Here is a 9,486-nt window from a genome sequence, read left to right on the forward strand (position 1 = left end):
TCAGCCCAGCAGGGCCGCCAGGGGAATGAAGTTGACCGTTTCGCCGCGCGCAATGGTGCGCCCGGCCGGCAGGTCGACCAGGCCGTCGCACCAGGCGACCGAGGTCAGCACGCCCGAGCTCTGGTTCGGGAACAGGTCCAGCCCGCCCGCGGCATTGCGGCGCACGCGCAGGAACTCGCGCCGACGATCGGCGCGCGGCCAGTCGAAATGCGCCGGCAAGGCCAGCGCCGGCGGCAGGCCGTCGGCCCCACCAGGCGTGACGCCCTGCCCGGCGCTGATGCCCTGCAGGCGCAACAGGAAGGGCCGCACCAGCAGCAGGAAGGTCACGAAGCTCGAGACCGGATTGCCCGGCAGGCCGACGAAATGGCAGCGGTCGGCGCTCTCACCAGTCTGACCGGCCTGGCCCGACCCGTCCAGCTGGCCGGCCTGGGTTACCTTGCCTGAGCGCGCGATCCAGCCATGGGCAAAGGGCTTGCCGGGCTTGATCGCGATCTGCCACAGGTCGAGGCCGCCGAGCTGCTGCACCGCCGGCTTGACATGGTCCTCCTCGCCGACCGAGACCCCGCCGCTGGTGACGATCAGGTCGTGCGATTCGGCGGCAGCGCGCAGCGCATCCAGCGTAGCCTCGCGCCGGTCCGGCACGATGCCCAGGTCGCTGACCTCGCAGCCCAGGCGCTTGAGCAGCACGGCCAGGAAATAGCGGTTCGAGTTGTAGATGGCACCGGGCGCCATCGCCTCGGGCGCAACCTCGCCCGGCATCACGAGCTCGTCGCCGGTCGAGAACAGCGCGACGCGCGGGCGCGGGCGCAGCGGCAGCTCGGCCAGTCCCAGGCTGGCGGCCAGGCCCAGCTCGGCAGGCCCGAGCCGGGTGCCGGCTGCCAGCACGACCTCGCCCTGGCGAATGTCCTCGCCACGGCGGCGGATGAACTGGCCGGCAACGGGCGCCTGCAGCAGGCGCACCGATCCATCGGCCAGCACCTCGGCTTCCTCCTGCATCTGAACAGCGTCGGCCCCGGCGGGAACAGGCGCGCCGGTGAAGATGCGCGCGACGCTGCCAGGCTGCAGCGCCGGGCCGAAATGGCCGGCCGGGATGCGCTGCGACACCGGCAGCGACCGGCCCGCGGCGATCGCCGCCGCGACCTCGGCGCTGTTGACCGCATAGCCATCCATCGACGAGTTGTCGAAGCCCGGCACGTCGAGCGCCGAGCGGATGTCCTGCGCCAGCACCCGGCCGTCGGCCTCGAGCGTGGCCACCGACTGCTGGCCGGCGAGCGGCCGGGCTGCGCCCAGCAACTGCTCCAGCGCCTGCTCCAGGCTCATCAGCCCGGGACGGCGCGGAGCTGGGACTTCATGGACTGCATCACTCATGGCGACAACCCGACGGTGGAAGGGACAGGCAGGAGGAAGACGACAGGCTCAAGCCCTCAGTCGGCGCAATGCGCCTCGATATAGGCCTTGACCTGTGCGACATCGGCCGGCATGACCTGCACGCGCTTCGGGAGTGCCTCGATGCCCTCGAACTTCGCGGGACGGGTCGGCTCCTGGCCCAGCGCCTCGACGATGGTGGCCGCGAACTTGATCGGCAGCGCGGTCTCGAGCACGATCATGGGCACGCCGGGCTGGAGATGCTCGCGCGCCACCTTGACGCCGTCGGCGGTGTGGGTGTCGATCATCTGGCCGAAACGCTGGTAGGTGTCACGGATGGTGTCCAGGCGGTTCGCGTGCGTGCTCTTGCCGCTGACGAAGCCGTAGCGGGCAGCGGCCTGCGCGAAATGCGGATCGGCGCTCAGGTCGAAGCGGCCCTCGCTATTCAGCGCATCGCCGAACAGCGCCTTGACGCGCGCACCATCGCGGCCCAGCAGGTCGAACACGAAGCGCTCGAAGTTGCTCGCCTTCGAGATGTCCATCGACGGGCTCGAGGTCTCGTAGGTGTCGGCGCTGCCGCGCACGCGGTAGATGCCGGTGCGGAAGAACTCGTCGAGCACGTCATTCTCGTTGGTCGCCACCACCAGCTGCTCGATCGGCAGGCCCATCATGCGCGCGACATGGCCGGCGCAGACGTTGCCGAAGTTGCCGCTCGGCACCGCGAAGCTGACCTTCTGCGCGTTCGACTCGGTCGCGTACAGGTAGCCCGCGAAGTAGTACACCACCTGGGCCAGCAGGCGGGCCCAGTTGATCGAGTTGACGGTGCCGATCTTGTAGCGGCGCTTGAACTCGAGGTCGTTGCTGACCGCCTTGACGATGTCCTGGCAGTCGTCGAACACGCCCTCGATCGCGAGGTTGTGGATGTTGGCGTCGAGCAGGCTGAACATCTGCGCCTGCTGGAACGGGCTCATGCGGCCGTTCGGGCTGGTCATGAAGACGCGCACGCCCTGCTTGCCGCGCATCGCGTACTCGGCCGCGCTGCCGGTGTCGCCCGAGGTCGCACCCAGGATGTTGAGCTGTTCGCCACGGCGGCCCAGTTCGTACTCGAACAGGTTGCCCAGCAGCTGCATCGCCATGTCCTTGAAGGCCAGGGTCGGGCCGTTCGAGAGCGCCTCGATCAGCAGGCCGTCCTCGAGCGGACGCACCGGCACGATTTCCTTGCTGCCGAACACCTGCTCGGTGTAGGTCTTGGCGCAGAGCGCGCGCAGGTCATCGGCCGGGATGTCGTCGATGTAGAGCGACAGCACTTCGAAGGCCAAAGCGGCATAGCCCTGCTCGCGCAGCAGCTGGCGCCACTGCTCGAGCTGGGCGCCGTCGACCTGGGGGTAGGACTCGGGCAGGTACAGGCCGCCGTCGGGCGCCAGGCCCTCGAGCAGGATTTCGCAGAAGCGCTTGCGGTCGGCGTGGCCGCGGGTGGAGAGATAGCGCATCAGGCCAGTTCCTCCTTGCGGATGCGGGCGATCGGCGCCAGCACCGTCGGCAGCGCCTGCATCTGCACCAGCGCGTCGTTCATCGTGCCTTCGCGGGTGTCGTGGGTCAGGATGATCAGGTCGGTCTGGGTCGCGCCCTCGCCGGCCACCTCGTCGGCCTCGCGCTGCAGCACCGCGTCGATGCTGATGCCCAGGCCGGCCAGGATGCCGGTCACCTGGGCCAGCACGCCGGCCTTGTCGGCCACGCGCAGGCGCAGGTAGTAGCTGGTCACGACTTCGCTCATCGGCAGCACCGGCAGGTCGCTCAGCGCGCTCGGCTGGAAGGCCAGGTGCGGCACGCGGTTGAGCGGGTCGGCGGTGTGCAGGCGGGTGATGTCGACCAGGTCGGCGATCACGGCCGAGGCGGTCGGCTCGGAGCCGGCGCCCTTGCCGTAGTAGAGCGTGGTGCCGACGGCATCGCCCTGCACCACGACGGCGTTCATCGCGCCCTCGACGTTGGCGATCAGGCGCTTGGCCGGCACCAGGGTCGGGTGCACGCGCAGCTCGACGCCGGCCTCGACGCGCTTGGTGATGCCCAGCAGCTTGATGCGGTAGCCCAGCTGCTCGGCGTACTTGATGTCGGCCGCGCCGAGCTTGGTGATGCCCTCGACATAGGCCTTGTCGAACTGGACCGGGATGCCGTAGGCGATCGCGCTCATGATGGTCGCCTTGTGCGCCGCGTCCACGCCCTCGATGTCGAAGGTCGGGTCAGCCTCGGCATAGCCCAGGCGCTGCGCCTCCTTGAGCACCACGTCGAAGTCCAGGCCCTTGTCGCGCATCTCGGACAGGATGAAGTTGGTGGTGCCGTTGATGATGCCGGCCACCCACTCGATGCGGTTGGCGGTCAGTCCCTCGCGCAGCGCCTTGATGATCGGGATGCCACCGGCCACCGCGGCCTCGAACGCGACCATGACGCCCTTGGCCTGGGCGGCGGCGAAGATCTCGCTGCCATGCACGGCCAGCAGTGCCTTGTTGGCGGTCACGACATGCTTGCCGGCCGCGATCGCTTCGAGCACCAGCGCCTTGGCGATGCCGTAGCCACCGATCAGCTCGATGACGATGTCGATCTCGGGATTGGCGATCACGGCACGCGCGTCGTTGACCACCTGCACGCCCTCGCCCACCACCGAGCGGGCGCGCTCGACGTCGAGGTCGGCGACCATGGTGATCTGGATGCTGCGGCCGGCACGGCGGGTGATCTCTTCCTGGTTGCGCTTGAGCACGTTGAACGTGCCGCTGCCCACGGTGCCTATGCCCAGCAGGCCGACTTGGATCGGTTTCATCGGATATCTTCCAGTTGCAAAAATTGAAAAGGGGGTTCAGGCGCGGTCGGTACCGTGGCGCTTGCGGAAGTTGGCCAGGAAGCGCGCGATGCGACCGACCGCATCGGCGAGGTCGTTCTCGTGCGGCAAATAGACCAGCCGGAAATGGTCCGGCGTCGGGTAGTTGAAGCCCGTGCCCTGCACGATCAGCACCTTCTCCTCGGCCAGCAGCTCGTAGGCGAACTGCTGGTCGTCGGCGATCGGATAGATCTCGGGATCCAGCCGCGGGAACATGTAGAGTGCCGCCTTGGGCTTGACGCAGGTCACGCCCGGGATCTCGGTCAGCAGCTTGTGCGCCAGGTCGCGCTGGCGGCACAGGCGCCCGCTCGGCGCGACCAGGTCGTCGATGCTCTGGTAGCCGCCCAAGGCGGTCTGGATCGCCAGCTGGCCCGGCGTGTTGGCGCACAGGCGCATCGAGGCCAGCATGTTCAGGCCCTCGATGTAGTCGCTGATGCGGCGCTTGTCGCCCGAGACGATCATCCAGCCGGCGCGGTAGCCGCAGCTGCGGTAGTTCTTCGACAGGCCGTTGAAGGTGATGAAGGGCACGTCATCGGCCAGCGACGCGATCGAGGTGTGGACATTGCCGTCGTACAGCACCTTGTCGTAGATCTCGTCGGCAAACACGATCAGGCCGTGCCGGCGCGCGATATCGACGATCTGCAGCAGCACCGCGTCCGGATACAGCGCGCCGGTCGGGTTGTTCGGGTTGATGATCACGATGCCCTTGGTGCGGGGCGTGATCTTGCGCTCGATGTCGGCCAGGTCCGGGTTCCAGTCGGACTGCTCGTCGCACAGGTAGTGCACCGGCGTGCCGCCCGAGAGGGAAATCGAGGCGGTCCACAGTGGGTAGTCGGGCGCGGGCACCAGGATCTCGTCACCCGGATTGAGCAGCGCGTTCATCGACATCGCGATCAGCTCGCTGGCGCCGTTGCCCAGATAGACATCCTCGACCGTGACGCCGGCGATGCGCTTTTCCTGGCAGTAGTGCACGATCGACTTGCGCGGCGCGAACAGGCCCTTGCTGTCGGTGTAGCCGGCCGCCTGCGGCAGGTTGCGGATCATGTCCTGCACGATCTCGTCGGGCGGCTCCAGGCCGAACACCGCCAAGTTGCCGATGTTGAGCTTGATGATCTTGTGGCCGTCTTCCTCCATCGCCCGCGCTTTGTCCAGCACGGGTCCACGGATGTCATAACAGACGTTGTCCAGCTTGGCGGATTTATGGATGATGGGGGCTGGCATAGTCTCAACCTCGGGTGAAACCTATAATTTCACCACAATTTTGAGCTCTGGCCATGAAACTCCAACCTGACCGCTTCGACACCCTGTTCATCAATGCCTACGCAGAGGACTGGATTGCCGTCAGCGGCGAGAAAAAACACCACAGCCTGGTCGTGAGCTCGCAGGGCCGCTGCAGCGACTGGGGCTGCCGGAGCTTCGCTGAGCTGAGCGCCGCGCATTTCGCCAGCCTGGCCGACGACGCGCCCGAAGTGGTGATCTTCGGCAGCGGCGCCAAGCTGCGCTTCGTCTCGCCCGCGCTGCTGCGCGGCCTGATCGAGCGCGGCATCGGGGTCGAGACCATGGACACGGCCGCGGCCTGCCGCACCTACAACATACTGGCCCAGGAAGGACGCCGGGTCGTCGCCGCGCTGCTGCTCGAAACCCCCTGAGCCAGCGCGCAGGCGCCCGCCGGGAGAGGGGCCCGCTTCGGGGTAAAATAGCAGGCTGATTCCCGTAGCCGTGCATGACTAGCCGACCTTGACAAGGTCGGGAAATTCCGTGCACGGCGGCATATTACCTTACCCGATCCGAGCAGGGAGCCGAACGATGGCCGTTGTTGTCAATAAACTTATTCCTGAATTTGAAGCCAATGCGACCGGGGGTGTCAAGGTCAGCAACCAGTCGCATCACGGACAGGTGGTGGTGCTGTACTTCTACCCCAAGGACAACACCCCCGGCTGCACCACAGAGGCGATGCAGTTCCGCGACCACTACAAGCATTTCGTCGAGGAAGGTGCCGTCGTCTTCGGCGTCTCGCGCGACAACATGAAGTCGCACGACGAGTTCAAGCTCAAGCTCGAGCTGCCGTTCGAGCTGATCGCCGACACCGAGGAAAAGATGTGCCACATGTTCGGCGTGGTCAAGAACAAGATCATGTACGGCAAGAAGGTCAAGGGCATCGAGCGCAGCACCTTCCTGATCGGTGCCGACGGCCAGCTCAAGCAGGAATGGCGTGGCCTCAAGGTTCCCGGCCATGTCGAGGAAGTGCTGGCCGCCGTCAAGGCGCTCAAGCAGGCTGCCTAATAAGCTCGGGCCGGGTCCCTGCGCCCTGCGCAGAACGCCCGGCAGGCAGCGGCGGCATCCGGCCGCCAGCTGACGCGGTGCTGGGGCATAATGTTTTGCATGTTACAAGGCATTGCAACTTACCTCTTTGCCACCCCGTCATCCCTAGCCGCCCGGTGATTCCCGGCGGCTTTTTGCTTTCTGGTCCGACCATGCCCCTGCCCCCCGCCCCCTCCCGCAAAGCCGCACGAATCTCGCCCGAGGCCTTCGAGGTCAAGGCCAGTCGCAAGACCGTGACGAGCCAGCAAGCCGCCGAAGCCGACAGCCCGACCCCGGCCGAATGGCTGGCGGAACCAGTGACCGCGGCGAGCGCGCCGGCACCCGTTGCGGCCAAGCCGGTACGCAGCCGTCGCCGCGCGGCCGCCCCGGCAGCTGAAGTCGTGCAGGCCGAGACCGTCGCGGTCGGCACACCAGTCGTGGTCCTGGACCAGCCGGCACAGGCGGCCGCCGAACCCCAGGCCGCCGCGGAAACCGGCACCCAGGCGACGCCCGCTACCCCTGCAGCCAAGCCGGCACGCAAGACGCCCGCGCGCAAGAAAGTCGCCGCAGTCAGCCAGGTGGTCGCATCCAGCGCCCAGCCGCTGCCTGTTGAAGCCGCAGCCGCCGTTGCAGTGGCAGACACCGGGGCAGCCACCGCGCCCACGGCCGAAGCCGTGGCCAGCGCCGCGAGTCCCGCAGCAGCCAGCACGGAGCTGCCGGCCACCGAAGCGCGCCAGTCTGCGCGCAAGGCCAAGGCGGCGATCAAGCCGCGCAGCCACCAGGGCCGTGCCGCCTCCTGCCTGTTCGTGCTCGACACCAATGTGCTGATGCACGATCCCGTCTCGCTGTTCCGCTTCGAGGAGCATGACATCTACCTGCCGATGATCGTGCTCGAGGAGCTCGACGGCCACAAGAAGGGCATGACCGAGGTCGCACGCAACGCGCGCCAGGTCAGCCGCTCGCTCGACCAGCTCGCGGCCAAGAGCGGCGGCGACATCGCGCAGGGCCTGCCGCTGGCGGCGATCGGACACAAGGAGGCCACCGGCCTGCTGCTGTTCCAGACCGAACCGCTCGATGTCACGCTGCCGGCCCTGCCCCAGGGCAAGGCCGACAACCAGATCCTCGGCGTGGTCAAGGCGCTGACCGAACGCTATCCCGAGCGCGGCGTGGTGCTGGTGTCCAAGGACATCAACATGCGGGTCAAGGCGCGCGCGCTCGGGCTGCAGGCCGAGGACTACGAGAACGACAAGGCGCTGGCCGACGACGAGCTGCTCTATCCGGGCTGGCTCGCGCTGCCGGCCGACTTCTGGACCCACCAGAGCAAGAAGGTCGAGAGCTGGACCCAGGGCCCGCACACCTTCTACCGCATCAGCGGACCGATGGCCGAGCAGATGAACCTGAACCAGTTCGTCTACTTCGAGGCGCCGGGCGAGCCCGCGCTCTATGCGCGCGTGACCGAGGTGCGTGGCAAGACCGCCGTGCTGCGCACGCTCAAGGACTACAGCCACCTGAAGAACGCGGTCTGGGGCGTCAGCAGCCGCAACCGCGAACAGAACTTCGCGCTCAACCTGCTGATGGACCCGGAGATCGACTTCGTGACCCTGGCCGGCACGGCCGGCACCGGCAAGACGCTGATGGCGCTGGCCGCCGGCCTGTCCCAGGTGCTCGACGAGCGCCGCTACACCGAGATCATCATGACGCGCGCGACGGTCAGCGTCGGCGAGGACATCGGCTTCCTGCCCGGCACCGAGGAGGAGAAGATGGGCCCCTGGATGGGCGCGCTCGACGACAACCTCGAATTCCTGGCCAAGGGCGAAGGCGGCAATGCCGGCGAATGGGGCCGCGCGGCGACCAACGAGCTGATCCGCAGCCGCATCAAGATCAAGAGCCTGAACTTCATGCGCGGTCGCACCTTCATGAACAAGTACGTCATCATCGACGAGGCGCAGAACCTGACCCCGAAGCAGATGAAGACGCTGATCACCCGCGCCGGCCCTGGCACCAAGATCATCTGCATGGGCAACCTGGCGCAGATCGACACACCCTACCTGACCGAGGGCTCGAGCGGCCTGACCTACGCGGTCGACCGCTTCAAGGGCTGGCCGCATGGCGGCCACATCACGCTGGCACGCGGCGAACGCTCGCGCCTGGCCGACTACGCGAGCGACGTGCTGTAAGCCTTCACCTCACCTCAAGCCAGTGCCCGCCTCGTGCGGGCTTTTTCATGGAAGACCAGATGCCAGGCCCGCTCGTTGCCTATTTCTCCACCGATGCCGGCCTGCGCAGCCGAAGCGTGAGCCCTGTCGTGCTGTCGGGCCTGCTGGAACTGCCTCCTCTCTCGGCCAGGCTGGGCGCGGACTGGCAGCGCGAGATCCTGCGCCTGGGCCTGGAGGCCGGCGATGTCGAGCCGCTGTCACTGGCCAGGTCAAGGGTGCGCTGGCCGGACTACCGGCTGTGCGTGCAGGCGATGAGCGACTGGATGGACTCGCAAGGCCTGCCAGGACTGCTGGCGCCATCCGAGCTGGCCTTGATGGCCTGCCTGGGCGCTCGCTACCACCATGATGCGGAGCAATATGGATCACTGGCCTTCTGCAACCTGTTCCTGAGCGAGGACCGCGGGCAGGACCTGCATTTTCCCGCCACGGGGCAGCGCATCCCGCTGCAAAGAGGCCGGGTGGTGATCTTCGACACGGCCCAGCCTCATGCCGTGATCGACCGGCACAAGGATGGATTCGATCCAGGCGACTTCTCGGCCGAGTCGGATGGCAGCCAGGTCTTCCTGAGCTGGGAGCTGCCGATCGAGCAGCCCCGGCTCGCCAGCGCGCTCGGAATCACCTTCGACATCGACCTGGCAAACGCCACCCGGCTGGACCGGGAAGCGGTCTGGCTCGACGGCGTGCCAGCCAAGCTGAACCCGGATTCAGGACTTTTTTCTAGGGCGTGTCATCAAT

General features: G+C 67.2%; 8 protein-coding genes. 4 read left to right on the forward strand and 4 right to left on the reverse strand.

Annotated elements, in window-relative coordinates; all coding sequences use genetic code 11:
- Genes C6P64_RS11175 through C6P64_RS11190 form a run of 4 tightly spaced genes read right to left on the reverse strand, consistent with a single transcriptional unit; the run spans position 1 to position 5,455 of the window.
- The gene (locus tag C6P64_RS11175; RefSeq protein ID WP_211296833.1) at positions 1-1,368 is read right to left on the reverse strand and encodes a molybdopterin molybdotransferase MoeA; all 1,368 of its coding nucleotides are present in this window, start codon (positions 1,366-1,368) and stop codon (positions 1-3) included.
- Positions 1,369-1,424: 56 nt separating this feature from the next.
- Entirely contained in the window at positions 1,425-2,855 is a 1,431-nt protein-coding gene (gene thrC / locus C6P64_RS11180) for a threonine synthase (RefSeq protein ID WP_105748648.1), read from the reverse strand.
- Entirely contained in the window at positions 2,855-4,177 is a 1,323-nt protein-coding gene (locus C6P64_RS11185) for a homoserine dehydrogenase (protein ID WP_105748649.1), read from the reverse strand. Before C6P64_RS11185 ends, thrC begins: the two co-directional genes overlap by 1 nt.
- A 36-nt stretch (positions 4,178-4,213) precedes the next feature.
- A complete protein-coding gene (locus C6P64_RS11190; protein ID WP_105748650.1) occupies positions 4,214-5,455 on the reverse strand; it encodes a pyridoxal phosphate-dependent aminotransferase in 1,242 nt (413 codons plus the stop codon).
- A gap of 53 nt (positions 5,456-5,508) precedes the next feature.
- On the opposite strand from C6P64_RS11190, the gene C6P64_RS11195 reads away from it, so the two are divergent.
- From C6P64_RS11195 to C6P64_RS11210, 4 genes are all read left to right on the forward strand, one after another.
- Positions 5,509-5,883 carry an Mth938-like domain-containing protein gene (locus tag C6P64_RS11195; protein WP_105748651.1) on the forward strand — a complete coding sequence of 125 codons (375 nt, stop codon included), beginning with the start codon at positions 5,509-5,511 and terminating at the stop codon, positions 5,881-5,883.
- 157 nt (positions 5,884-6,040) lie between these two features.
- Entirely contained in the window at positions 6,041-6,517 is a 477-nt protein-coding gene (locus tag C6P64_RS11200; RefSeq protein ID WP_105748652.1) for a peroxiredoxin, read from the forward strand.
- Positions 6,518-6,708: 191 nt separating this feature from the next.
- Entirely contained in the window at positions 6,709-8,712 is a 2,004-nt protein-coding gene (locus tag C6P64_RS11205) for a PhoH family protein (RefSeq protein ID WP_245911702.1), read from the forward strand.
- 59 nt (positions 8,713-8,771) lie between these two features.
- On the forward strand, positions 8,772-9,486 hold a 715-nt coding region (locus tag C6P64_RS11210), incomplete at its 3' end, for a hypothetical protein (protein ID WP_105748656.1).

The sequence above is a fragment of the Malikia granosa genome, assembly GCF_002980595.1.
GTDB classification, from domain to species: Bacteria; Pseudomonadota; Gammaproteobacteria; order Burkholderiales; family Burkholderiaceae_C; genus Malikia; species Malikia granosa.